The 25,040-nt window shown below is 42.9% G+C and carries 26 protein-coding genes; 7 read left to right on the forward strand and 19 right to left on the reverse strand.

Features of this window, described 5'->3' with window-relative positions; all coding sequences use genetic code 11:
• Nucleotides 1–87 precede the first annotated feature (87 nt).
• From ACIROD_RS06670 to dnaE, 3 genes are all read right to left on the reverse strand, one after another.
• Nucleotides 88–717 carry a FadR/GntR family transcriptional regulator gene (locus ACIROD_RS06670; RefSeq protein WP_101222915.1) on the reverse strand — a complete coding sequence of 210 codons (630 nt, stop codon included), beginning with the start codon at nt 715–717 and terminating at the stop codon, nt 88–90.
• Nucleotides 718–722: 5 nt separating this feature from the next.
• Nucleotides 723–1,964 (reverse strand): NADP-dependent malic enzyme, encoded by a 1,242-nt coding sequence (ystJ, locus tag ACIROD_RS06675; protein ID WP_101222916.1) that lies wholly within the window; start codon nt 1,962–1,964, stop codon nt 723–725.
• 112 nt (nt 1,965–2,076) lie between these two features.
• Nucleotides 2,077–5,436 (reverse strand): DNA polymerase III subunit alpha, encoded by a 3,360-nt coding sequence (gene dnaE / locus ACIROD_RS06680; RefSeq protein WP_402938884.1) that lies wholly within the window; start codon nt 5,434–5,436, stop codon nt 2,077–2,079.
• 183 nt (nt 5,437–5,619) lie between these two features.
• Here dnaE and ytrH point away from each other — a divergent pair, with 183 nt between their 5' ends.
• Nucleotides 5,620–5,955: a sporulation membrane protein YtrH gene (gene ytrH, locus ACIROD_RS06685; RefSeq protein WP_034309135.1), complete on the forward strand. Its 336-nt coding sequence runs from the start codon at nt 5,620–5,622 to the stop codon at nt 5,953–5,955.
• Complete coding sequence (gene ytrI / locus ACIROD_RS06690) at nt 5,952–6,455, forward strand: sporulation membrane protein YtrI (protein WP_402938886.1); 504 nt, start codon at nt 5,952–5,954, stop codon at nt 6,453–6,455. The genes ytrH and ytrI overlap by 4 nt, the downstream gene beginning before the upstream one ends.
• Before the next feature lie 71 nt (nt 6,456–6,526).
• On the opposite strand, the gene ACIROD_RS06695 is transcribed toward ytrI, so the two are convergent.
• Nucleotides 6,527–7,462: a DHH family phosphoesterase gene (locus tag ACIROD_RS06695; protein WP_402938888.1), complete on the reverse strand. Its 936-nt coding sequence runs from the start codon at nt 7,460–7,462 to the stop codon at nt 6,527–6,529.
• Nucleotides 7,463–7,630: 168 nt separating this feature from the next.
• On the opposite strand from ACIROD_RS06695, the gene ACIROD_RS06700 reads away from it, so the two are divergent.
• Nucleotides 7,631–7,933 carry a YtpI family protein gene (locus tag ACIROD_RS06700; protein WP_260358625.1) on the forward strand — a complete coding sequence of 101 codons (303 nt, stop codon included), beginning with the start codon at nt 7,631–7,633 and terminating at the stop codon, nt 7,931–7,933.
• A gap of 27 nt (nt 7,934–7,960) precedes the next feature.
• On the opposite strand, the gene ACIROD_RS06705 is transcribed toward ACIROD_RS06700, so the two are convergent.
• From ACIROD_RS06705 to ACIROD_RS06715, 3 genes are all read right to left on the reverse strand, one after another.
• Nucleotides 7,961–9,280, reverse strand: coding sequence for a DRTGG domain-containing protein (locus ACIROD_RS06705; protein ID WP_137018167.1), 1,320 nt, complete (start codon nt 9,278–9,280; stop codon nt 7,961–7,963).
• A 71-nt stretch (nt 9,281–9,351) separates the two neighbouring features.
• Nucleotides 9,352–9,576 (reverse strand): hypothetical protein, encoded by a 225-nt coding sequence (locus ACIROD_RS06710; RefSeq protein WP_034309145.1) that lies wholly within the window; start codon nt 9,574–9,576, stop codon nt 9,352–9,354.
• Nucleotides 9,577–9,775: 199 nt separating this feature from the next.
• Nucleotides 9,776–10,456 carry a metal-dependent hydrolase gene (locus tag ACIROD_RS06715; protein ID WP_402938891.1) on the reverse strand — a complete coding sequence of 227 codons (681 nt, stop codon included), beginning with the start codon at nt 10,454–10,456 and terminating at the stop codon, nt 9,776–9,778.
• Between the two features lie 119 nt (nt 10,457–10,575).
• On the opposite strand from ACIROD_RS06715, the gene ACIROD_RS06720 reads away from it, so the two are divergent.
• The gene (locus ACIROD_RS06720) at nt 10,576–11,673 is read left to right on the forward strand and encodes a M24 family metallopeptidase (RefSeq protein ID WP_402938893.1); all 1,098 of its coding nucleotides are present in this window, start codon (nt 10,576–10,578) and stop codon (nt 11,671–11,673) included.
• A gap of 81 nt (nt 11,674–11,754) precedes the next feature.
• On the opposite strand, the gene bamE is transcribed toward ACIROD_RS06720, so the two are convergent.
• Nucleotides 11,755–12,324: an outer membrane protein assembly factor BamE domain-containing protein gene (gene bamE, locus ACIROD_RS06725; RefSeq protein WP_101222922.1), complete on the reverse strand. Its 570-nt coding sequence runs from the start codon at nt 12,322–12,324 to the stop codon at nt 11,755–11,757.
• Nucleotides 12,325–12,537: 213 nt separating this feature from the next.
• On the opposite strand from bamE, the gene ACIROD_RS06730 reads away from it, so the two are divergent.
• The gene (locus tag ACIROD_RS06730) at nt 12,538–12,972 is read left to right on the forward strand and encodes a universal stress protein (protein WP_402940132.1); all 435 of its coding nucleotides are present in this window, start codon (nt 12,538–12,540) and stop codon (nt 12,970–12,972) included.
• A gap of 55 nt (nt 12,973–13,027) precedes the next feature.
• Here ACIROD_RS06730 and argH read toward each other — a convergent pair whose 3' ends face one another.
• Both argH and ACIROD_RS06740 read right to left on the reverse strand, forming a co-directional pair.
• A complete protein-coding gene (gene argH / locus ACIROD_RS06735) occupies nt 13,028–14,407 on the reverse strand; it encodes an argininosuccinate lyase (RefSeq protein WP_101222923.1) in 1,380 nt (459 codons plus the stop codon).
• Complete coding sequence (locus tag ACIROD_RS06740) at nt 14,404–15,609, reverse strand: argininosuccinate synthase (RefSeq protein ID WP_402938900.1); 1,206 nt, start codon at nt 15,607–15,609, stop codon at nt 14,404–14,406. The genes argH and ACIROD_RS06740 overlap by 4 nt, the downstream gene beginning before the upstream one ends.
• Before the next feature lie 213 nt (nt 15,610–15,822).
• Between ACIROD_RS06740 and ACIROD_RS06745 the strand changes: the two genes are divergently transcribed.
• Nucleotides 15,823–16,137, forward strand: coding sequence for a hypothetical protein (locus ACIROD_RS06745; RefSeq protein WP_101222925.1), 315 nt, complete (start codon nt 15,823–15,825; stop codon nt 16,135–16,137).
• A gap of 58 nt (nt 16,138–16,195) precedes the next feature.
• Here the strand turns inward: ACIROD_RS06745 and ACIROD_RS06750 are convergent, their stop codons facing one another.
• The 4 genes from ACIROD_RS06750 to ACIROD_RS06765 form a co-directional block, all read right to left on the reverse strand.
• Nucleotides 16,196–16,708, reverse strand: a complete 513-nt coding sequence (locus tag ACIROD_RS06750) for a MogA/MoaB family molybdenum cofactor biosynthesis protein (protein ID WP_402938903.1) — start codon at nt 16,706–16,708, stop codon at nt 16,196–16,198.
• The gene (locus ACIROD_RS06755) at nt 16,705–17,547 is read right to left on the reverse strand and encodes an EcsC family protein (protein WP_101222927.1); all 843 of its coding nucleotides are present in this window, start codon (nt 17,545–17,547) and stop codon (nt 16,705–16,707) included. Before ACIROD_RS06755 ends, ACIROD_RS06750 begins: the two co-directional genes overlap by 4 nt.
• A gap of 211 nt (nt 17,548–17,758) precedes the next feature.
• Nucleotides 17,759–18,964: an acetate kinase gene (locus ACIROD_RS06760; protein ID WP_402938906.1), complete on the reverse strand. Its 1,206-nt coding sequence runs from the start codon at nt 18,962–18,964 to the stop codon at nt 17,759–17,761.
• 177 nt (nt 18,965–19,141) lie between these two features.
• Nucleotides 19,142–20,128, reverse strand: coding sequence for a class I SAM-dependent methyltransferase (locus tag ACIROD_RS06765; RefSeq protein ID WP_402938909.1), 987 nt, complete (start codon nt 20,126–20,128; stop codon nt 19,142–19,144).
• 615 nt (nt 20,129–20,743) lie between these two features.
• On the opposite strand from ACIROD_RS06765, the gene ACIROD_RS06770 reads away from it, so the two are divergent.
• Nucleotides 20,744–21,055, forward strand: a complete 312-nt coding sequence (locus ACIROD_RS06770; RefSeq protein ID WP_101222930.1) for a hypothetical protein — start codon at nt 20,744–20,746, stop codon at nt 21,053–21,055.
• Between the two features lie 206 nt (nt 21,056–21,261).
• Here the strand turns inward: ACIROD_RS06770 and tpx are convergent, their stop codons facing one another.
• The 5 genes from tpx to sppA form a co-directional block, all read right to left on the reverse strand.
• The gene (gene tpx, locus ACIROD_RS06775) at nt 21,262–21,762 is read right to left on the reverse strand and encodes a thiol peroxidase (protein WP_101222931.1); all 501 of its coding nucleotides are present in this window, start codon (nt 21,760–21,762) and stop codon (nt 21,262–21,264) included.
• Between the two features lie 176 nt (nt 21,763–21,938).
• Nucleotides 21,939–22,421, reverse strand: a complete 483-nt coding sequence (gene ytfJ / locus ACIROD_RS06780) for a GerW family sporulation protein (RefSeq protein WP_137018154.1) — start codon at nt 22,419–22,421, stop codon at nt 21,939–21,941.
• Nucleotides 22,422–22,437: 16 nt separating this feature from the next.
• Nucleotides 22,438–23,130: a DUF2953 domain-containing protein gene (locus ACIROD_RS06785; RefSeq protein WP_402938914.1), complete on the reverse strand. Its 693-nt coding sequence runs from the start codon at nt 23,128–23,130 to the stop codon at nt 22,438–22,440.
• Nucleotides 23,131–23,230: 100 nt separating this feature from the next.
• Nucleotides 23,231–23,650: an RDD family protein gene (locus ACIROD_RS06790; RefSeq protein WP_402940135.1), complete on the reverse strand. Its 420-nt coding sequence runs from the start codon at nt 23,648–23,650 to the stop codon at nt 23,231–23,233.
• 132 nt (nt 23,651–23,782) lie between these two features.
• Entirely contained in the window at nt 23,783–24,784 is a 1,002-nt protein-coding gene (gene sppA / locus ACIROD_RS06795) for a signal peptide peptidase SppA (RefSeq protein WP_137018152.1), read from the reverse strand.
• Nucleotides 24,785–25,040 lie beyond the last annotated feature (256 nt).

Raw genomic sequence — 25,040 nt, forward strand, 5'->3', positions numbered from 1 at the left:
TAATCCTCCCTTTACCACCAATTATCTATTTTATGATACTTGGTACAAACTATATCAGAAATAAAATTAGTATCGTGTAAAAAGGTGTCACTCGTCCTTCGACATATTTCTAATTCTAATAAGATACGTTTCGATGGCTTTTTCTTCATCACGTTCGAGCAAATATGTAAGAAGTGACAGATAATCTTCTTTTTTCACATTACCCTGTACCATCTCTGATGTTCTAGCATAGCTGTTGACAATGCGCCAAATTCTTTCCAGCAATCGATTGCGATTCAAAATGGCAATCCTTAAGAAGAAATCATCATCATGAAACTCATCCGCCTTGACCCAGACCATTAATCTTTTGATGTCCTCAGCCGTAGCGAAAAAGGCGACGATCCGCAAACAGTCAATTTCAATCAGCCTTTTCGTCTCAGACAAATCTTCTTGTACTTTTTTATCTTGCAAAAAAAAGGTTCCCAGAAGCTCGACTAGCTTATGCTCCTGGAAATCCCTGATAAACGTCCCTTCACCACGCCTTGTTTCTATTAATCCTAATAGCTCTAAGGCACGCAATGCTTCACGGACAGAGGAACGGCCTACATTAAAACGATCCGATAACTCCCGTTCTGATGGGATTTTATCTCCCGGCAGGAGGCTGTCCGCTTCAATCATGCTACGTAGGCTCTCAACTACATCGAGATAAATTTTGGATGAAGATGTACGACCTGCCAAATTAATTATTCCTCACTTTTTCCAATGATCGCTAATTTCCTTGTTTTTTCTTTAATTTCCTCAGGATCCACATTAATTCTAGCCACTCCCGTTTCCATCGCTGCCTTGGCAACAGCAGCCGCAACGGCAGGTGCTACCCTCTCATCAAATGGAGCAGGGATAACGTAGTCTTCGTTTAACTCATGTTCCTGTATTAAACCGGCAATGGCTTGTACTGCTGCAACCTTCATTTTTTCATTGATATGTGTTGCACGTACATCTAAGGCACCACGGAAAATCCCTGGGAAAGCTAGGACGTTATTGACCTGATTCGGGAAATCCGAACGGCCCGTTCCTACAACCTTGGCACCTGCTGCTTTCGCATCTTCCGGCATGATTTCCGGATCTGGATTAGCCATCGCGAAAATGATCGCATCCCGATTCATCGAAGAAACCATTTCTTTTGTCAAAGCACCTGCGGCAGAAACACCGATAAATACATCAGCGTTTTGAATGACAGTTTCCAAAGGTCCTGAAACCTTATTTCGATTGGTGACTTTCGCCACTTGTTCTTTTGTATCATTCATACCTGTCGAACGGCCCTCATAAATGGCACCCTTCGTATCACACATGATGATGTCACGAACTCCATAGCTATAAAGCAATTTAATGATGGCAATGCCCGCAGCGCCTGCTCCATTCGCCACCACTTTAATTTCCGACATTGATTTATTCACAAGTCGTAACGCGTTCACAAGACCGGCAACAGTAACAATGGCTGTACCGTGCTGATCATCATGAAAAACAGGGATATTCATTTCTTTCTTGAGTCGTTCTTCAATTTCAAAACAATTTGGTGCGGCTATGTCCTCTAAGTTCACTCCACCGAAAGTCGGTTCGAGTAATTTAACGGTCTCTACAATTTTGTCCACATCCGTCGTTTTTAAACAGATTGGGAAAGCGTCCACTCCAGCGAAACTTTTAAATAAAACGGCTTTTCCTTCCATAACCGGCATAGCAGCTTCCGGACCGATGTTTCCAAGTCCCAACACAGCCGTTCCATCAGAAATAACGGCAACAGTATTCCCCTTCATTGTATAGTCATAGACGGTTTCCGGCTTATCGTAAATATCTTTACACGGTTCTGCGACACCAGGAGAATAAGCCAGGCTTAAATCTACTGCATTCCTTACCGGTACTTTCGAAACTGTTTCTAATTTCCCTTGATTCAAGCGGTGCATATGTAATGCTTCTTCTCTTAATGTCATAGTTTCACTCCTAAAACAAATTGGATAACCCATATCTTATATGCTGAAATCTAGTGGTCAGACCACAGCGGCCTGTTTTCAATATAACATAACTATTAAAGTTGTAAAACAGTTATTCTTTCTTGTAAACCACATTCCCTTTTCCAACCAAGTCAAATAATGCCTGCATCAGACTATCTGAAGGATTGACCCAATCCCAATAAGATAGCTGTACATAGCGGTTTTCCCTCTCGTAAAAAAGCATGACCTTGGTTTCACCGCTATGCTGCATTAAAATTTTTTTTATTTTTTGCAGTGTATCCTTCGTTTGCTTGCCGGCCTCAATTTTCAGGAATATCGTTCCGTTTTGTTCCTCTTTCATCTGCTTCACTTTTTCAAGCGGGTAAACGTTCCTGATCAGGAGCTGTATTTTTCCATCCCGCTCTTCCAATGTTCCTTGCAGCATAACGAGTTGTCCATGATTCAATTCAGCAGAGTGGCTTTTATAAACATTTGGAAAAACGACCGCTTCAATATCCCCCTCTTCATCACTAACGCTCAAGAAAGCCATCACATCGCCCTTTTTTGTCCTTATTGTTTTAACCGACGTAATGTATGCGCCAAGTAAGACTTTTGATTCCTTTTTATCGGTAGCTTCATCTATGGTCAAGCAGCCGAAGTGCTGAAAAAGTTCTCTGTAGCTTGTCACCGGATGATTCGATAGATAAAGGCCCAATGCGCTTTTTTCCAATGAGAGTTTGTGCTCGATAGGGATGGGATCGACCCGGTTGTATTTCGGTTTGAGTGAAAACTCACCATCCGAAAACATATCGAATAGGTCATCATCCGGATTAACCAATTCCGTATGATTGATCGCTACGTCCAAGCTCGCCAACAATGTTGCCCGGTCTTCACCGAATTCATCAAATGCACCTGAATGCACAAGCGCCTCCAACACTTTCCTATTTACGATTTTCCCTGAAACGCGCAAACAGAAATCGAATAAATCAGCGAACTTCTTCTGCCTCCTCGCAGCAAATATTTCTTTAAGGACCGTACCGCCTATCCCTTTTATGGCTCCAAGGCTATAACGGATCCCTTCCTTTTCGGGTAAAAACGGGTATCCGCTCCGGTTAATCGAGGGAGGCAGAACCGATATCCCTTTCTTTTTTGCTTCACGGATATATTGCGAAATCTTTTCATCATTCCCGACGACCGATGTCAAGAGTGCTGCCATGAAATATTCCGGATGGTGAGTTTTCAAGTAACCAAGCTGATAAGCGATGAAACTATACGCCACCGCATGGCTTCGGTTGAATCCGTAGTTAGCGAAGCGGACAATCAAGGAATAAATCTCATCTGCCGTTTTTTCGGAATATCCTTGTTTCAATGAGCCGCTCACGAAATGCTGCCGCTCTTGATCCAGAACATCCTTCTTCTTCTTGGAAACGGCACGGCGCAGCAGGTCAGCCTCCCCTAGTGAAAACCCGGCTAAGCGGGAGGCAATTTGCATGATTTGTTCTTGATATACGATGACCCCGTAAGTAGGCTCGAGGATATCCTTCAAATCCTCGTGAAGGTAATCAATCTGAGCCAGTCCATGTTTTCTCTCGATGAACAGCCGTATATTTTCCATCGGACCTGGACGATATAGGGCATTGACCGCGACGATATCCTCGAATCGGTTCGGTTTCAGCTTTATCAAAACCTTTCGGATGCCATCCGATTCGAATTGAAACACCCCGGTTGTTTCTCCTCTCCCTAAAAGGGCTAGCGTCTCGGGGTCATCCATAGGGATATGGGACAAGTCGAGCTTTTTCCCCGTTCCCTTTTTAATGTTATTTAGAATATTATCGATGAGCGTTAAGTTGCGAAGTCCAAGAAAATCCATTTTAAGAAGTCCCAGTTCTTCGAGAAGGTCCATTGGATATTGAGTCAGATGGATTCCGTCATGCCCTCCCTGAATCGGAATATGCTCGGTCAGTGCCTGGTCGCTGATGACGACGCCGGCAGCATGAGTCGAAGCATGGCGAGGCAGACCTTCAAGCAATAACGCGGTTTGAAAAAGTTTTTGATTCAGGTCACTCTCATTAACGAATTCCCTGAGCCTTTTCGATTCCTTGAAAGCCTCGGGAAGCGTGATGCCCAGACGGCCTGGAATCATTTTCGATACCGCTTCCTGTTCCTTTGAATTCAAGCCGAAAACACGTCCTGTGTCCCTTAACGCAGCCTTGGCAGCCAAAGTTCCGAATGTAATGATTTGTGCTACATGAAGTTCCCCGTACTTCTTCGCGACATAGGCAATCACTTCTTCGCGGCGGTTATCCGGAAAGTCAATGTCGATATCCGGCATCGAGACACGTTCCGGATTCAGGAAACGCTCGAACAGCAAGGAATGTTCGATAGGATCGACATCCGTTATCGACAGGACATAAGCTACCATCGACCCGGCGGCAGAGCCCCTTCCAGGACCAGTAAGGATTTGATGGTCCTTAGCGAATTTCATGAAATCCCAGACGATTAAAAAGTAATCGCTGAATTTCATCTTTGTGATGACATCCAGCTCATATCGTAGGCGCTCTTCATATTGGATGGATGGCTCCGGCAATCTTTTCTTCAGCCCTTGGAAACAGATGGCTTCGAGCATTTCCTCGGCTGTTACTCCATCATCAGTAGGGTACTTAGGCAGCAGTGAACGATTAAATGGGATTTCCAGATTGCATTGCGCGGCAATATGTAGTGTATTTTCGAGTGCATCCGGTCTGTCATGGAATAGTTCTGCCATCTGAGCCCGGCTTTTCAAATAAAATTGATCTGATTCAAGTACCGTATGCGTCTCATCCGCCAGCTTGTCGCCATTTCCAATTGCCAACAGGACTTCTTGTGCGAGTGCATCGCTTTCATTCAAATAATAGACCGGATTCGTCGCGACAATCTTTATCTCTAAATCTCTCGCCAACTGACTTATGGCTTCGTTACCTTTTTCCTCATCCGCAATCGAAAGTCTCTGTATGGATATATAAAAATTATCATGACCAAAAATTTGCAGAAATCTCCCTGCTGCCTGTTTGGCTTCTTCAGGATTTTCTTCTCTCAATAGCGTTTCTATTTGCCCCTCCGCACCCGGTGTGATTGCAATCAAACCCCTGGAATAGGCTTTTAGCCAATTCATCGGAATGCCTGACGGGGATTTCGTTTTTATGGCACTGCTTATTTTAAGCAGGTTTTGATATCCTTGTAGACTTTTTGCCAATAAAAGAAGTCCATGTGGCGATTCCCGTTCATCAAGGACATCCGCAAGTATGCCGATGATCGGCTTTATACCTTGTCTCTTGCATTCTTTATAAAAATAGACCGAACCGTACATAACATTTCGATCGGTTAAGGCAAGACTTGTACAGCCATCCGCTTTCGCTTTGGCCACAAGTTCAGTGATCTTCACCGTACTTGTCAGCAGGCTGTATCCGCTCTGAATATGGAGATGAGTATACACGTTTTTTCTCCCACCTTTGTAAGGCATGTTTCTTTTCATTATAGTGTTTATTTCATAAAAAAGAAAATATGTTCTCATTACCAATGCAATTTAACTTCCTGATTTCCTGCGACTATCATATTACCTCTGAACTTCCCATATAAATGGAATAGAAGAATATCAAGCAAAAAAGGATGATGATATATGAATGAAGCCTTTGTTCCAGCCTTTCTCAACAGCTTTTTCATATCGCTTGGCGTATTGCTTGGCGGCTCTATAATCGGGGGCCTCGCGGCTTTTTTTACTGGACAAGCCCCGATGACGACTGTATTCCGGCTGTCGGACAGCCTTCGTATTTGGGCCATTGTCGCTGCGATCGGGGGTACTTTTGATATGGTCTATAATTTTGAACGCGGTATTTTCCACGGAGAAACGAAGGATATAGTCAAACAGGTCCTATTGATTCTATCTGCACTTGGAGGGGCACAGACAGGAGCACTGATCATAAACTGGTTCACGCAAGAGCATATTTCACCATGAGAATTCCTCCCTATCACAGGTCTCCCACCTGGCAGCGTTTTTTTGCCGGAGCCGCACTTGGCGGATTGATCAGCTGGGTTATTTTCTTTTATATGCATGGTGTTCAGCAGGAGAAGCAGATCCGGATCCTTCACGAACAAAGAGAAGAAATCAAGGATTTAAACGGGGAAATCGCAATTTGGGAGCAGGATTATAAAAAATTGAATGAGAAAAACGAGGAAATCCTGACGATTCAGGAAGTGGAAGTAACCATCACGAATGAAAAATACAGTCTGGATCGGCTCAGTATTGCAGAAGCGGAGGATGTGATTGAGGACGACCTTTCCTCTCTTCTCGCCAAAGATGTCGCCAGTGTTTATGAAGGAAAGGTGCTTTTGAAAAAATCGATAGAAAATAAGATCGTGACCATCAATAAAAAGCGCTATCAACTTGAAGTCGTCGAGATCATGTTTTATACGAAAATGAATATTGAAATCAAACTAAAAAGGACTACTTCTTAGATGTTGGCTTAATTGATTTCTACCAAACTTAAAGACCAAATCATATGCGATTTGGTCTTTAAGTTTTTTCATTACGCTTTATTCAACTCTTCCATGTCGGCAAGGATATTATCCACTTCATCCCAAGAATGAATCGAAGCCCCTGCTGCAAGCGGGTGGCCTCCGCCGTTATATTTCCGGGCAATCGTATTGATGATTGGTCCTTTAGAACGGAAACGGACTCTGATTTCTTTATCCTCTTCAATGAAGAAGACCCAAGACTTAACATTTTTAATAGAACCGAGTGAGGAAACGAGCTGAGATGCCTCAGATGTGGAAGCATGGAATTTTTCAAGTATATCTTTTGTGATGATCATTTTCCCTGTGCCATAGGGAAGGATTTCAAAATGCTGCAGCACATAGCCATTCAACCGGACTATGCTTTCCTCGACGTCATACATTTCCTGATATAACTGAGGGCGGGAGAACGAGTAGTGAATCAACTCACTGGCATAGGCAAATGTCTTTTCAGTCGTACTTTGGAATAGGAAACGACCTGTATCGCCAACAATGCCTGCATATAGAAGGCGTGCCGCTTCATCACTCATCTTCAAGCCTTCCTCTTTCCCGAACTGGTAAAACTCATAAATCATTTCACTTGTCGAACTTGCCGATGTATCGACCCAGCGCATATCGCCATATGGATCTTCATTGGGATGATGATCGATTTTAATCAGTTTATCCCCCGTTGTGTACCGTGCATCACAAATCCGGTCCGTATTTGCGGTATCACAAACGATTACCAGAGCACCTTGATATGTTTCATCCGAAATCACATCAAGCCTTCTTAAGTAATTCAATGACGGTTCTTCTTTCCCGACCGTAAAAATTCGCTTTTCGGGGAAAGATGCTTTCAGGATTTCCGCCAATCCCCCCTGTGAACCATAAGCGTCCGGATCTGGACGGACATGACGATGAAGAATGATAGTGTCATAACGCTTTATATCTGCTAATATTTCAGCTTTCATATAGATCTCCCCTTAACATATGTATTATCGAGCCTAATAAAGATGATATATTTCATTTAATCAAAAAATTGCGGAAATAGGAAGACTCATCTTGTTTACTGTGGCATTCTCTTTCATTTCCCGCTACAATAAAAAGGTACATATGTTAAATTGGGGGAATTTCAAACGATGCCTATTCTTGTCACCTTGATCGTTCTTTCATTAGGGGTCTATCTGTTTTATAAAATCAAATCGGTCCGAACCAGAATGCCGATGGAGAAAAAGTGGATTTCAGGGAAATCTTCCATTGCCCTAGGTGCGTTTGTCGCACTATTCGGAGTCAATCAGCTTTTTCTATTCCACACGACCATCACTTATATCATTGCTGCCGTTTTCATCTTCGTTGGCCTATTCAGTATTTGGGGCGGCTATAAAATGTATAAATTTTATTTGCCGCATGCAATCGAAGAAGCTGCAAATCAAAAAGGATAATCGAAATTCGATTATCCTTTTTATTTTTCATGATCGGTCGAGCAATTGGCAAGTCAACATCGCCTTGCCGACAAGTTTGCCTTGGTTAAACACTTCAACATCCACTTTTCCGAATTTACGTCCTACATCGAGTACACGAGGATGGATTTCAAGCGTACTGTCGATCTGGACTGGCTTGATGAAATAAATCGTCATGTTTTCCACGACCAAGTCACCGCGCTTATAGCTTCGAAGTGCACGATTTGCTGAGTCGGTGACCAATGTCGTGAACACACCGCTTGAAATGGTTCCAAGGTAATTGGTCATCTGCGGAGTGACTCCATAGTTATACACTTCCTCGCCCTTGCCCCGATTCGAAGTCATCACAAGCTGGCTGGTGATCGTATCGTCGATCGTTTCGCCGACCTGAGGCTGCCTTTGGCTCATTTGCAGTGCCTTCAGGACATCCTGCCTGCTCACGATACCCTTGAGGATATGACTGTCATTCACGACCGGGATTAACTCAATCCCTTCCCAAACCATCATATGTGCAGAAGATGCCACACTCATTTTATCGCCTACGGTCATCGGGTTTTTCGTCATCACCTTATCAATGAGCGTCAGCTCTTCCTGTCCGATGATATCTTTTGATGTGACCATTCCTTGAACCTTCATATTGTCATCGACAACAGGGAAACGGCTATGCCCGGATTCCTGATTCAGTTCATGCCAAGTCTGAACCCGGTCACCCACCGTTAAAAAGGTCGTCTCCTGTACGGGTGTCAAAATATCCTCCACCAGCAAGATTTCCTTTTTGATCAATTGGTCATAGATTGCCCGATTGATCATCGTTGCGACGGTAAACGTATCGTAACTTGTTGAGATGACTGGCATCTCCAATTCATCGGCTAACCTTTTAACGGGCTCTTCCGTATCGAATCCCCCGGTGATCAGCACCGCTGCACCCGCTTTTAACGCGTGCTCGTGGGCCTGTGTACGGTTCCCGACGATCAGCAGGTTTCCTGCACCCGTATATCTCATCATGGCATCCAGCTTCATCGCCCCGATGACGAATTTATTTAATGTCTTATGAAGTCCCGTTTTCCCACCCAGAACTTGTCCGTCAACAATATTGACTACCTCTGCAAAAGTGAGCTTTTCAATATTCTCTTTTTTCTTTTTCTCAATGCGAATCGTGCCAACCCGCTCAATCGAGCTCACGTAGCCCTGGTTCTCCGCCTCTTTAATTGCCCGGTATGCCGTACCTTCACTAACATTCAATGCTTTCGCTATTTGACGGACGGAAATCTTTTCGCCAACAGGGAGCCCATCGATATGTTTTAATATTTGTTCATGCTTTGTAGCCAAGCGCTTCACCCTTTTCACGGTATTCCTATTCCCCATTATAAGGTCAAAGAGCCTAGTTTATCAAACAACTACTAGTATTGGCGCAACCTTTTATATTCAGGCTGTCGTTTTACCTTTTGTTTCTTAGGAGAATATAGTATGCCCGTCAAGTTTCCAGCTACCGCCAACAATGCAAACAACAGCCAAGATCCAGCGAACAGACCCTCCAGACCACCACTTTCCAACGATAAACGCGGCACGGCATAATACAGCATCACACCGCATAGTAGCAAACACAGTAATAACCTCTGTTTCATCCAATCCCCCCTTTTTTTCATCTATTCATTTTATGCCTGTGAAAGGAAAAAAGACTTGGCTGCAAAACGAGACTTTACTTTCCGATTGCTGTAATGACCCTGCATGAAAGGCAATGTTGCTGGGAAAACCCGTCATTTCGGCTGGTCATCCCCACACGTACACATAAAAAAACGGAAGCCCTGCAGGCTCCCGCTTCTTTTATAATTCGATTTCATCTCCGGCTTCCATGATCAGTCCATTTCCCTCTTCAAGCAAATCAATGAATTTGTTAGGATCCTGTTTGATGACAGGGAAAGTATTGTAATGAATCGGCACGACTTGTTTGGATTGAAGGAATTTCGCTGCAAGTGCGGCATCTTCCGGGCCCATGGTGTAATTGTCGCCGATTGGCAGGAATGCCAAGTCAATCGGATGTCGCTCCCCGATCAGCTTCATATCGGAAAATACCGCTGTATCCCCTGCATGATAGATCGTTTTCCCTTCTATCGTAAGCAATATGCCAGCAGGCATTCCCAAATAAATGATTTGCCCATCCCCGTTATTGAATCCCGTTCCATGGAATGCTGGCGTCAGTTTCACCTTTCCAAAGTCGAACTCGAAAGCTCCGCCGATGCTCATCCCGTGTGTTCGAACTCCTTGAGCACCCAGGTAGTCGGCCATCTCTGCAATGCCGATGACAAGTGCATCATGCCTTTTGGCCAATTCAACCGTATCACCGACGTGGTCATTATGGCCATGTGTTAAGATGATCACATCCGGTTTCACATCTTCTACCTTCAAATCGGTCAATTCGTTTCCAGTAATGAATGGATCGATTAAAATCGTTTTACCATTCGTTTCGACTTTTACAACTGCATGTCCATGAAAAGATACTTTCATTTTTGATGCTCCCTTCCCATACCCACTAATTTTTTTAAGTAGCTTTCTTAGGCCTTTCCCATTTACTATACTTTTAAATATTGCTATGGTAATTATATCTTATTAATGGAGGTATCGTCATGAATGAACGTTTGACAGAACTACAAAATTGGCTACAGGCCAATGAGACTGAAGCCGCTTTACTTACATCTACAGAGAGCATCTTCTATTTGAGCGGTTTTTTTAGTGATCCTCACGAAAGACTGCTGGCACTTGCCATTTTTGCAAATGCCGACCCATTCCTTGTCTGCCCGAAGATGGAAGTTCCGGATGCTAAACAGGCTGGATGGGCTGGAGATATCATCGGTTACACCGACATTGAAGATCCATGGGAAAAAGTTAAGCAAGCAGTGGAGAATCGCGGGTTATCCATTAATAAAATGGCTATTGAAAAAGAGCATATGAATGTAGAACGTTATGAAAAGGTCCAACAACACTTCGGAGCCCCAAAGCTCGTTTCCGCAGAAGAAAAACTTCAAAGGATGCGAATGATCAAGTCGGAAGATGAAATGGTCAAAATCCGTGAAGCATGCCGTCTTGCCGACTTTGCGATTGAAGTGGGTGTCAGCGAAATTCATGAAGGTAAAACGGAAATGGAAATCCTTGCAGCGATAGAATACGAATTGAAAAAAGCCGGAGTCAGCCAAATGTCTTTCTCCACCATGGTCCTGACTGGTAAAAATGGCGCTTCCCCACATGGCACACCTGGGAATACGAAGGTTCAGCGCGGCGACCTCGTCCTCTTTGACCTTGGCGTCGTTCATGAAGGGTACTGCTCTGACATCACTAGAACGGTCGCTTACGGAGATATCAATGATAAACAGGCAGAAATATATGAAACTGTACTTAAAGCACAAGAAGCTGCCGTTAGAGCCAGTAAACCTGGTGTATCCTGTTCCGAGATAGACCTGACGGCCAGAAACATCATCAGCAAAAAGGGATACGGTGAATTCTTCCCGCACAGACTCGGCCACGGGCTTGGGATCAGCGTCCATGAGTATCCATCCTTGACTGAAACGAATTCCCTCGAGCTTCAATCCGGAATGGTTTATACCATCGAACCTGGCATATATGTTCCAAATGTTGCAGGCGTAAGGATTGAAGATGATCTATTGATCACGGATACTGGCTGTGAGGTTTTGACCAAATTCCCGAAGAGCCTGCAAATCATAAAATGATAATGCATTAACCAATTAATATAACAAAAACCGGATACCCCCGCCTTCATTTAAGACGGGGGTATTTATTCAACATTTCAACTAATCGGTCCGCAGTTCATACTTCATTGCTTTATCACTGCCGTCAAACCAAATGACCAGCCATTCACTATCAATTCTTATGATTCCCCTTTCGGCACCGAGATAATAAACAACATTATCTTCCTCTTTAAAATATTCCGTTTCTGTTGGAGACCCTAAAAGCGTAAACACTTCTTCTTTTGTCATGCCTATCAATTCGTGTTCATTCATTAAATCTTCTACCAGGTATACTCTTCCTTCATCATCATTTAGCCATCTTTCAGCGGTGAAGCTTGATTCATATTCATACACCCCCAACAGAACCACACAAAAAAATAGAAGGGCAAAGCCAAGGCATGTAATGACTATAAATCTAATTTTGAGTTTCCTTTTATTATGCCGGTCGGTATATTTCCATGAAATCCATTGAAAAAATAGTAATAGAATAAATGGAAGCAGCAGTGCTGATATACTCATTAAACTGATAGAAGCATGTGCAGCATTGATGAAAAAAATATAAATGAAATAGATCAAAGCATACAAAAGCACGAATGAATATAATGCATAGTTTACTATTTTTGAAACACTCAAAGAAAAAACTCCCCTTTCACATTAAAGATTACCATAAATAAACAAATGGGTTCCTGCCTTACATCATAAGAGTTGGAAACATATTGTTCCATTTTTCAATTTCCAGATTATTGGCATAAACATTCGCTAATTTGTTACAATTGAAATCAGATCCATTAGGTAAATCATAGTATAATAGGATTTAAATAGAAGGAGGAGATTCACTTGAATAGTATAGATTATAAAAATATTCTTGTTGCAGTGGACGGCTCGGAAGAAGCAGAGTGGGCTCTAAAAAAGGCAATCTACTTAGCAAAACTCAGTGACGCTACCCTTGTGCTCACACACATCGTGGATACAAGGAATTTCCCTACTGTCGAAGCTTATGATATGACTATCCGTGATCACTCTGAAACCTTTGCCAATGAGTTATTGGACAAGTATAAAACGGAAGCCATTGCTTCTGGGATTACAAAGGTCCAAACAGAAGTTGCATATGGTTCTCCTAAAGTTCAAATTCCAAGGGATTTAGCGAAAAAGCATTCGATCGATTTAATTGTTTGCGGTGCAACGGGCCTTAATGCAGTCGAACGTTTCCTTATCGGCAGCGTGTCGGAAGGCATCGTTCGCCATTCAAACTGTGATGTTATGGTCGTGCGTGCGAATTAATAAGAGAAAATGATAAAAAGCTCGTTCGCCAAATTGGTGAACGAGCTTTTCCTTGTTATTCACTTACCAGTTTTTCCGCTTTTTCAATCGCCAGCAAGACTTGGGCAAAACCTGTACCGCCCGCACTGTTACGGCGTTTAACGGCTTCATAAGGATTTAATGCATCATAAATATCATGTTCAAACAAATCGGAAGCTTCCTGGAATTGTTCAATGCTTAGGTCCACTAAATAGCAGCCATTCTGGACACAGAACAATACAAGCTTCCCGACCACTTCGTGCGCCTTACGGAAAGGCATTCCCTTTGAAGCTAGGTAATCAGCTAATTCCGTCGCATTCGAGAAGTCATTTTTTGTTGCTTTTTCCATTACGTCCGTTTTCACTTTCATCGTTGAAATCATGCCGGCAAATATTTTAAGTGAACCAACAATGGTCTTAACCGTATCAAAAACGCCTTCTTTATCTTCTTGCATATCTTTGTTATAAGCAAGCGGCAGTCCTTTCAAAACAGTCAATAACCCCGTTAGGTTCCCATAAACCCGTCCTGTTTTACCACGGATCAATTCCGCCATATCAGGATTTTTCTTTTGCGGCATAATGCTGCTTCCCGTGGAAAACGCATCATCCAATTCAATGAATTGGAATTCCTGGCTTGACCAGAGAATGATTTCTTCGCTGAAACGGGATAAATGCATCATCATTGTTGCACTGTTACTCATGAATTCAATCGCAAAATCACGATCACTTACCGCATCAAGGCTGTTTTCGTAAATCCCCTCAAACCCCAATAGCTCCGCACTGAGGGCACGGTCAATCGGGAAAGTCGTCCCAGCTAATGCCCCAGCACCCAATGGAGAAATATTGATCCTTTTGAAACTCTCGGTGAAGCGCTGCTTATCACGCTCAAGCATCCAAAAATAAGCCATTAAGTGATGCGCAAATGAAATGGGCTGTGCACGCTGTAAATGTGTATAACCTGGAATTAACGTTTCCACATTTTTCTTGGATTGTCCCAAAATCGCTACTTGCAAATCATTGATGAGTTCCAGGATCACTTTCGTTTGGTTCCGCATATATAGATGAAGGTCGGTTGCAACTTGGTCATTACGGCTTCTTCCTGTATGAAGCTTTCCGCCAACTGGACCGATTTCGCTTATTAGCATACTTTCCAGGTTAAGATGGATATCTTCCATCTCAACCTTAAAAGTCAATTCACCCTTCTCAGCCTTTTCCTGTAAACTTTTCAGACCTGCAATGATCTGATCCGCATCTTCCTCAGGTAAAATGCTGCATTGCTTTAACATGGTTACATGAGCTAAACTGCCTTGAATATCTTCAAGGACAAGTTCCTGGTCAAAGGAAATGGAAGCTCCAAACTCATCTACCCATTCTTCGGCAGATTTCGTGAATCTTCCTCCCCAAAGCTTGCTGCTCACACTGTCACCTTCTTGTTATTGACCATGCTGTTCACTTTCGTTGGAAGACCCCATAACTTAATGAATCCAACTGCTGCATCATGATCGAATTCATCCGCTTTTGTATAGGTAGCCAATTTTTCGTCATATAGGGAGTACTCGGATTTTCTTCCTTCAACAATCGCATGACCTTTGAATAGTTTGACACGGACCGTACCCGTTACATTCACTTGTGTTTCTTTCAGGAATGCAGCCAAAGCCTTTTGAAGCGGAGAGAACCAAAGTCCTTCATAAATCAATTCAGTCATTTTCTTCTCAATCACTGGCTTGAAGTGAGCCAATTCTTTTACAAGCGTGATATCTTCAAGTTCTTTATGTGCAGCTATCAATGTCATCGCACCGGGAGCTTCATAGACTTCACGTGATTTGATTCCTACTAATCTATTTTCAACGTGATCGATACGCCCAACTCCGTGTTTGCCGGCAATTTGATTCAACTCGACAATCAGGTCAGCCAGTTTATAGTTTTTATCATTCAATGTAACCGGCACACCCTGTTCAAAACCAATTTCAATGATATCGGCAGTATCTGGCGTACATTCAAGGCTTGTAGTCAAATCATATGCTTCTTCGGGCGGAGCAGCCCAAGGATCTTCCAGGATTCCACACTCGTTACTTCTTCCCCAAAGGTTTTGGTCAATCGAGAACGGACTCGCCATGCCAATCGGAACGGGAATGCCATTTTTCGCTGCATATTCAATCTCCTCTTCACGAGACCATTTCCAGTCACGAACAGGTGCAAGAACTTGCAAATTAGGGTTCAAGGCGGAGATGGATACTTCGAAACGCACTTGGTCATTTCCTTTGCCCGTACAACCGTGCGCAACAGCTACCGCGTTTTCCGCTTCAGCCACTTCCACTAATTTCTTTGCGATCAGCGGACGTGATAAAGCTGATACCAATGGATATTTCCCTTCATACAAAGTATGTGCCTGAAGAGCCATCAATGCGAATTCATCAGCGAATTCGTCCTTCGCATCAATGACATAGGAACTTACCGCACCAACAGTGATCGCTTTTTCTTTAATGAAGTCCAAATCTTTTCCTTCACCGACATCCAAACAGCATGCCACAACTTCGTATCCTTGATCTTGTAACCATTTAATTGCAACGGAAGTATCCAAACCTCCGGAATATGCTAAAACAACTTTTTGATTTTCCATTTCCATCGTCCTTTCATGTGAATAAAAATTCATCGTTTGTTATTTTTATTCAATCTATGATTAGTACTTTATCATCTTTATTAAAGGAATACAAGGGGTATTTTAAAGATTTTGCTAAATAATCCGCTAATAATTTTAGTGAATTTACACATTGGATGCTTCCGCGGGAATATAGTAAACTAGGAGTATGATAAATCGAAAAGCGGAGGGCATATGAAAGAACTATTTACCTTTGATGAACGGCTTGGCATCTCAATTCCCGATTTGAATCTGGAGTGGGATGAATATACAAAAGGCGAGCAACAGCAAATACTCGTACACTGGGAGAATATCCGGGGAAGCATCCCGGACCGCATCAAGGAACTTGAATCCACCATTAACCGAAAGCAGTTTCGGCTCTCCGATGAGAGTAATTTCGCTAAATCATGCCAGCTCAATTCCGAAATTGCGGAACTTGCTTCCATCATCAATGATTTATGGCTATGGTATCGTGCCAATCAAGTCGTAAGTGAAAAGATGCATAATTAAGGCCTATTCCATGCAAAAAAAAGCCACAGTTTAAAACTGTGGCTTTTTTTGCATCCTCTTATAAATCCTTGCGAAGTTCACCAACGACATGTCCCAATTCCGGAAGAATCAATTTATTCATCGCAAGCCGAACCGCCCCTGATGAGCCTGGGGTGGAAAAAACGGCTTTATTGTTCACGACTCCGGCAATCGCCCTGGATAAAATGGCGGCAGACCCGATATCCTCTTGATAACTAAGCATTCGAAAAATCTCGCCAAAACCGGGAATTTCCTTGGTCATCAACTCTTTGACCGCCTCGATCGTTACATCCCTATTGGCGATGCCAGTGCCCCCATTTGTTAATATGACATCGACCTTGCTGCTTTTGCTACCAGAAGTGACCGCATCCTGAATCGCTTCCCGCTCATCTTTAACGATTACATATTCATTCACTTCATGACCATTCGAATTCAGCAAATCCATCATCAGTGCTCCGCTTTTATCGCTTTCTTCATTACGTGTATCACTGACGGTTATCACCATGCAGCGAACTGCCTCCGTGATGGCTTTTTTATGATTCTTGACACTCATTCTTCATCAGCCTTCTTATCCAGTAAATAACGATATTGATAGAACTTCTGGGCAAATTCACTGACACTCCGGGTCATTTGATAATTGGATCCAGCCCCGATGGCCATACTGATGAACGGTATGCCACGAACCAATTTTTTTCGAAAAACAGTAATGGATAATGCTTTCAACAGCTGCTTCAGAGGCTGTTCCATCCAGGTAGGGTTTGTCAGTTCTTCAATTCCTAAATAAAAATAGTCATCTTCTGCGGTCTGGACCTCGCGGATCAATTCTTCCCACGCTATTCCTTGGAGCCTCTTTGGCATCGCTCCTGCATTGAATACCTTAAGGGCCAACATCATTTCAAACGGCGTATTCACCTCAACACCATAAGACATCGCAATTAGCTGTACGATCCTGACATTGATGACCGTCATGGCTGGAATATCGCTCCCTAGCAGAAGGAGGCCTCCTGATCCGCTCATCCCGCCCTGTGCAAATGAATATAAGCGATGCTTAGCGATATGCTGATTGGCTATGTAATTCAACTGATCGATCGATAAGTGATTCAAATCACTCAACGTTTCGATTTCTTCATTAAACACGCGCGCAGATGCTAAAATCCGCTCTCTTGCATCTATTTGAACTTGTGAGCTCTGAACCATGGCATGTAAATGAAAAAGCCAGGTATCCAGCTTTTCAAAAAACTGTTGTTGGACGTTTTCAGGAAGCAGGGCAAACCCCTGCTCCAACCATTTATCATACAGTGCAGCAAGGTCCGTGGGCTCATATTGATAAAGTTTTTCCTGCCATTCACTAATTTCATTCCAAATTTTCATTTCCCGGTTCGTGAATTCCATGCATCAAGCCTCCTATGTACAGAATTGGTGGATTCTCCCTTAAGTATACCATAGAGGGAAGCTTTTCAGAGAACGGATGATAGGAATCCAGTGTGAATGGGGATGGGCTGCATGGACATAAACTCCATGAGGAGTCGGACTTTGAGGAGGGAATTTCATGGGAAAGACCCCTTACCAGTGGAATAAGGGATCATTATAAAAAAACAGGAAGTCATGTTTTCCAAGTTTCGCTCAAGGCTATCTTCATCGTATCCCTGACAATCATGATTTCTTCATTAGTGGGGATGACCATGACTTTTACAGGGGAATAGGGTGCATTGATGAACGCTTCCTTACCCGAGGTGCGATTGAGATCCTTATCCCAATAAACTCCCATGAATTCAAGTCCCTCCAAGATTCGGCCCCTAATGGTTTGACTGTTTTCACCGATGCCCGCTGTAAAAATGATGCCATCCACACCTCCCATTTTAGCTGAATAGGAGCCAATGTACTTGTGAATTCGGTCTGCGAATACTTTAAGTGCGAGTTCAGCCCGCTCATTGCCTTCATCCGCTTCAACTTGAATATCGCGCAGGTCGCTGGAAAAACCGGAAAGGGCCAGCAGGCCGCTTTTCTTATTCAGGACATCCAGAACTTCATCTACTGTTTTACCCGTCTTCTCCATGATATAAGGAATCAATGCAGGGTCGATGTTCCCTGAACGCGTTCCCATAGTAACACCGGCCAATGGTGTAAATCCCATTGATGTATCAATTGATTTGCCGCCCTTTATGGCCGTGATGCTTGCACCATTCCCTAAATGGCACGATATCAATCGAAGCTGTTCAATTGGGCGGCCAATCATTACGGCAGCACGCTGTGATACATATTTATGTGAAGTACCATGAAACCCATACTTTCTTATTCCGTATTTTTCATAATATTCAAGAGGCAAGCTGTACAAATAGGAACCTTCTGCCATCGTTTGATGGAAGGCAGTGTCGAATACCGCAACCGCTGGCACATCATCCAGTGCTTGCCTGAAGGCTTTGATCCCGGTGATATTGGCGGGATTATGAAGGGGCGCCAACTCGGAAAGCTTTTCGATTTCCTCTATTACGTCCTCCGTAATCAAGACCGATTCGCTGAATACCTCACCGCCATGCACCACCCGATGCCCTACGCCATCTATCTCTTCAAAGGAGTCAATGATGCGATGGTCAATCAGCTTTTCCAATAAAAGCCCTACAGCCACTTCATGATTGGGTATATCAAGCGTTTCAGAAACCTTGTCGCCTTCGACGCTTAAAGTAAATGCGGAATTTTTCAAGCCGATTCTTTCTACAAGACCTTTTGTAATTACTTTTTCACAAGGCATCTCAAAAAGCTGAAACTTCAATGAAGAGCTGCCCGCATTAATAGCCATGATTTTTGACATCCATCCTGCTCCTTTTCTCTAAGCTAGTTCTTCCAATGTTATCTCAACGAAACGTGCAGTGTATTGAACAATCTTATCATGACAAGCAGGTTCAACCAAATATTAATGAACAATTGCAAATAATCACTCTCAAATAAAAAAATGAAAGCCAATGCCCGGGGCATCAGCTTTCATTGACTATTTTTCCTCTTTAAACCAATCGTCCATCTGTTGCATGACAGACCTGGTCGCTTCGAAATCCGACAACTTCGGAAGCTGTACGAGCAATGCCTTCTTCGGTGCTTCGATACCCTCTTTTTTCTTTTGAAGAATCAGGATGCTTTTCGCAGCCGCTTCACTCTTAAACATGGAAAGCGGCAATTGCACCATCCCTTGAATATGTGTATGCTTCTTCAGGAAATCATTGAGTTTCGGCGCTTCCTCCGAGACGAACAGGTTATTCGGGACAATGAAGAATAGATGTCCGCCTTCCTTCGCGTGTTTAACACCTTGTTCAATAAACAAATGGTGGGCATACGAATGTCCCTTATCGGCCTTCAATTCATATTCAGCTGCACGCACATCATTCGGATAATAACCAATCGGCAAATCACTGACCACAACATCTGAAGGATCGATGAAAAGCGGCTCCAGGCTGTCCTGGTTGAAAAATTGCAGCGGGTGTTCTTGCAGGTTGGCACCTGCATAAGCAAGCCTGATCAAGGTTTCATCAATCTCGACACCATATGAAGCGATGTTTTTATCAGTAAGTTGATTCAAGATCGCAAATAGTAAGTTCCCCGTTCCGATGGCTGGATCGAGCATGACTATCTCTTTTTGATCCTTTGTGAATTTACCTACTAAATAACTGACGAACATGCCGACTGCATCAGGAGTCATATGATGATTCGGCTGAACGCTCTGCTGCATGCCTTTTAAAATGGCAAGCTGGTACGCTTTTCGGATTGCTTCTTTTTCATATTTCCCTGGTGAAAATGAAGCATAATGCTTCACTAACCTTTTTTTCGATACTTCACTGATTTCCTCCTGCAGGACTTTCCCTTCGAAGAAATTCTCGCCCGTTTCACCCAGGGCATCCAGATACGTACATGATAGTTCACTTTGCAATATTTGGGCTGTTTCATCAAATTCATAAAATAATTGTTCAACTGGGGTAGACTTCACTTATTAATTCCTCCTGTTTGCTTCTGTCCCTATTTTAATGGTAAGAAGAAAGAGATACAAGCCGTACGTCCTGCTCATCATTCTTCGTCTGTTTAACGTACTGTTTTCTGCTTTGAAATTATTAAATACAAGGTGTAAAATTCGGACGTTGATTTCCACTTCAGGCACTCGCTTTCCGCGGGCGGTCGGGGAGCCTCCTCGGCTTGCGCCTGCGGGGTCTCCCTAGACACGCTTTTCCCGCAGGAGTCTCGTACCTTACGTTCCAAGCAACTTTGTTTTGAAATTCAGATAGAAACTCTTTTGTCTAAAAAAGTGGCTAGGAATGGTCACACCCCGAACCATGAAATGTTTTGGTGGACTTGATTTCCATTCCAGGCACTCGCTTTCCGCGGGCGGTCTGCCCTCGGCTTGCGACTGCGGGGTCTCCCCTGGACGCGCTTTTCCCGCAGGAGTCTCGTACCTTACGTTCCAAGCAACTTTGTTTTGAAATTCAGATAGAAACTCTTTTGTCTAAAAACTCAAATACGGATTGTGTTGTTGCCCTGTATTTTTTATTACTTGGATAGGCTCAATGAATGCCCCAACAGAATACCATGCATGAGGTGGTGATTATATATGGATAATCAATATCAAAACTATCATGGGCAGGTTAATCCGATAAATCAGCAACATGATATTCAGTCAGCAGATGAATTAAACAGGCAACAACAGGGGTTTCAACAAGGGTTTCGACAAGGATTTCGACAAGGGTATCGACAAGGGTATCGAGAAGGATTTCGAGCAGGGCAACAACAGGGGTTTTTCCCAGGACCAAGACAAATGCCGTCGTGGCCTAATGAAATTGACATAAAAGTTGGAACACCTAATGGTCAAGAGTGGTCTGGCAAGGTTGTTTTACCACAAAATGGTCCGACTTTCGAGCCTTAACTGATCCAGCATATAATAAATGAAACTCGTCAAAAGAAACGAACTGTATCGATCGACCTCAGAAATTAATAATAAGCACAACTTAAATGAATATTAGAGCCTAAAAAGGACCTGTCCACTTCAACGACAAGGTGTTTATCAACAAGAAAATCAACATTAAAACAAAAAACCGGGCACATTGAGCCCGGTTTTTTAAAATTTGCATCTTATTTTGCCGCTTTAGCCGCTTCGATTGCACCTTCGTAATTAGGATGGCTGGTACCTTCACTTACATATTCTACATAAGTGATTTCATCAGAGCTGTTCACTACGAATACAGAGCGAGCCAATAGACGAAGTTCTTGCATGACGACACCATATGCTTCACCGAATGAAAGGTCACGGTGATCGGAAAGAACTTGAACATTGTCCAAGCCGCTTGCAGCACACCAGCGTTTTTGCGCGAAAGGAAGATCGTTACTTATCGTAAGTACTTTTACATTATCCAATTTTGCCGCTTCTTCATTGAATTTACGTGTCTGTGCGTCACAAACACCTGTATCCACAGATGGCACCACGCTGATAATGCGGACAGAACCTTTGGAGTCGTTTAAAGTAACCGGTGATAAGTCATTAGCCAATACTGTAAAATCAGGTGCTTTGTCCCCAACTTTTAGTTCTGGTCCCACTAAAGTGATCGGGTTGTTTTTAAATGTAACTGAAGCCATTAAAAATTCCTCCTTTTTCTGCTATATGTACAAGCATAATAATATTTGTTTTGCCGGAATTTTGCAATTAATTGAATTGGGAAATGTGATTGGCGCTTGTACATGACTTCCAAGCTTTTGAATGTGTAATGATATACTGCAGCAAAAATAAAAACTCGGCGGATGCCGAGTCGCAGTTAGAAATCTATATCCATTTTAGGTTCTTGGTACCTTTTTGCAGCTGGTTGACTGCCGCCTTGGTTTTGATTACTGCCCTGCTTTTGATTATTGTCTTTCTTGGATAGCATGGACTGAATCTTATCGACGACTTGAGGAGCTAAATCCATCATTTTTTCGAGAAGATGCGTCCCTTCATCCAGATGGATCATTTTCACCCCATGGGAACCGACAATCAAAAAGGCAATTGGTGTTATGGAAACCCCGCCGCCGCTACCGCCGCCAAAAGGCTGCTTGGAACCACCTTGCTGTCCTTGATGGTTTCCATCCATCACAAATTCACTGCCACCGGCTGCAAAACCAAATCCCACTTTGGATACGGTTAAAATGACACTTCCATCCGGAGTTTCCACCGGATCTCCGATGATCGTGTTCACATCGACCATTTCTTTCAGATTTTCCATTGCTTCTTTCATTAAACCTTGGATCGGATGATCTGACATTTAAATTCCCTCCACTCTAGAACGATTGTTTATTGGAATCACCTGATAGCTTCGCTAATTTACTCGACTTGAAATGCGGCTTCCCGCCTTTCCAATAACGAAGCAGTTTTATTCCAGTCACCATAGCCTGCCCGATTCTAAATTGTAATATGCAGGAAATCGACGTGTTTGCCTGCCATCTCTGAAAGTCGGGTGTAATGGAATAGGAGGGCATGATCCGGAAGTTGAAATAGGTTGTCAGCAAACCGATGATGGAACCTTTGAGTGCCCAGCATGCTCCAGTTAAAACACCGGTGTGTGCAGCGTTTTTAGTACCGACCTTACTATGCCAAGTGAATTTTTTGACTTGGACTTTCCCAGCGAAGTGACGGACGATCTTATGGAAACCGATTATATGCTGAAGCATCTCCAGAATGTCTGCGAATCCGTCACGCATATCTTCGGCTGTAATTTTTTTCTTTTCTTCCTTTTTTGTTTTTCCGTTCATTTCTTGCTCTTTGTTTACTACTACAGTTGTCGAGTCATCTTCCATTTTGATGACCGGAACCTTGATTGTATAGTGAAAAAGCCCATACCAAGCTGATAATTTAATATGTATTAGGTCATTCGTTTGGACACGTTTGTAGTCGATGGACACTCTTACTTTTGTGAAAACAACTATTAGCAACACCAAAATGAGGATACCTATAATCAACAAAAGCCACTTCATGCACCCACACCCCTTCAGCCTATCATTATTGGCTTATGCAAAAAAAAATAAACCTGTAAAAGCGAAAATCACGCTCTTACAGATTTATGACTGGAAGAAATCATCTTCTGATCAACACAACGCCCGTGTCTGCAAAGATATCATGCAAAGCCTGTTTCTTCGGTAATAGGCCTGCCAAGAGATAGCCGATCCAAGTGATCTTTGAAATATAACGGCCAATCAGCTCCCTGAACAAAATCGTGCCCCATGAAATGTTTCTTTTCTCTTCCTTCAATGCAACGACTTTCAGTCCAAAAATCATTTTACCAAGAGTTTGGTTCAAGAATTTGGTCATCAAAACAAAGTATAAGAAGAATACGACCCCCGTTAAAAATCCCTCTGCGGAAAACCAGAGATCATCTGTCCCTTCATAAAACTTGAAGATGGGATGAATCAAAATCCTGTTCAAACTTCCGATAACCAATAGGTCGGCTAAATAGGCCCAAAACCTCATCCAAAAACCGGCAAAATGCACTTTCATTACTCCGTCATCCTCCACGGCATTACTGACTGGTGTAAATCCCTGCTCAACGGGAACCTCTTGATCTGCCATTAGATTGGATGAAGCAATTTGTTCATTATTTTCATTTCGTTCCGTCATCCTTCAGCCCCCCTATTCCGCATACAAATACATTAAGCGTGGAGAATTTGAAGAGGAAAGGATTTTTGTCAAGACTGCCGTTTCCACATCATTTCCCAACATTTTTTGCGCACCCATACTGAATAATGAACCGAATCCTGCCTCATCTGTATAACGGATAACTTGAGCATCCTTTTCACCGATATCCGTTTTCATCGCTGCAATTACATCATCCAAATGGCCGAAATCATCGATTAGATGGTTTTCTTTAGCCTGACGTCCATCATAAATGCGGCCATCTGCGATTTCCCTTACTTCCTTCTCTGACATACCGCGTCCATCTGCAATGATTTTTACAAATTGGTCATAAGAATTATCGATCATGTCTTGGAGTATTTCACGTTCTTCACCAGTCATTTCCCGGGTCGGACTCATAATATCTTTGTGTGGTCCGCTTTTGATGGTTTGGAACTCAACACCATACTTCTTGGCCAACTTCTCGTAATTATACCCCTGCATGATGACACCAAGTGAACCCGTCATCGTTTCCGGACTAGCATAAATCTTATCGGCTGGTGCAGAAATATAATACCCACCTGAAGCTGCCATAGACCCCATTGATACATAAACAGGTTTTTTCACTTTCTTGATATCAAGGATCTTTTCATATATCTCTGCACTTTCGACGACACCGCCGCCTGGAGAATTCACCCGAAGGATGATTCCTTTGATATCGTCATTTTCCTCAGCCATCTTCAGCTTATCCATGAAGGCACGGTGATTATATGTTGCCGAACTAAGTAATGAGGCTTCTCCTGTATCTTGAATCGTGCCCTCTACATCGAATACGGCAATAACATTAGAGAAATCATCGCCTTCTATGACTTCCTCATAAAATGCACTTTCAGAAGCAAATAAATCATCAATGATATTTTCCGTATCCGCTGTAAATAGAGTCGTAGCCGTCCCTACAGCAATAGAAACAAAAAATAAAACGGCTGCAATTCCAAGTGCCGCCCAACGCTTTCCATTCATCTGTTTTCCCCCTTAAATATATGTATCCTTCTTACCATACGAACTAAAGACGAAAATGTTTCATTCCATGATAAACCAAGACATATAAAATTGTAGCAAATAATCCTCAAATTGGAAATGAATTGGTTCATTTTGGACAATCTCCATTTGTTTTTTCAATATCCATTAATATATTAATTTTCCCAAGTTTCAATTTTTGAGCTGAGCAGTAAATCACGTAAAGGGAAAATCAGCTCAACTAAAAAGCTGCCGGGAT

The organism is Peribacillus sp. NPDC101481 (assembly GCF_044767165.1).
Classification (GTDB): domain Bacteria; phylum Bacillota; class Bacilli; order Bacillales; family DSM-1321; genus Peribacillus.